1 rRNA gene is annotated in these 754 nt (G+C 45.8%); it reads left to right on the plus strand.

The annotated features are described in order from the left end of the window. Positions 1-275 precede the first annotated feature (275 nt). Positions 276-754, plus strand: a 16S ribosomal RNA gene (locus tag MSI_RS13550); the annotation flags it as partial.

Raw genomic sequence — 754 nt, forward strand, 5'->3', positions numbered from 1 at the left:
TAAAGAGTAGTGATGTTGACACTTTTTCATAAAGAATATATATTAATCTTCACCGTCGCGCAGCACTCCTGCATGACGCCAACAAAAAGGTTTTTGACAGAACAGGGAAGGAAATAACTAACTGTATAGTTCAAGTTTATATGTTTTGTATCATTAAAAACATACCCGCGAATCTCAGTTCTTGAGGTTCGATTGTAAATCAATTCAGCAAATAAGAAAAAGCTTGATTGAACTTTAATTCATTGGTAATCAATACCCTTCGGGGTTTTGAAATAATCATGGAGAGTTTGATCCTGGCTCAGAACGAACGCTGGCGGCGCGTCTTAAGCATGCAAGTCGAGCGTGATTTGGTAGCTTGCTATCAATGAAAGCGGCGGACTGGTGAGTAACGCGTGGGTGACGTACCCTTCTGATGGGGATAGCTCCTAGAAATAGGAGATAATACCGAATACGCTTGTTGTTGTCAGAGGACAACAAGGAAAGGTTCTTTTGAACCGCAGAAGGAGCGGCCCGCGTACTATTAGCTAGTTGGTGAGGTAACGGCCCACCAAGGCGACGATAGTTACCCGGCCTGAGAGGGTGAACGGGCACATTGGGACTGAGATACGGCCCAGACTCCTACGGGAGGCAGCAGCTAAGAATATTCCGCAATGCACGAAAGTGTGACGGAGCGACGCCGCGTGGACGATGAAGGCCGGAAGGTTGTAAAGTCCTTTTTAATATGAGGAATAAGCAGGGTGAGAGAAACGCCTTG

It is taken from the genome of Treponema sp. JC4 (assembly GCF_000260795.1).
GTDB lineage: Bacteria > Spirochaetota > Spirochaetia > Treponematales > Treponemataceae > Treponema_D.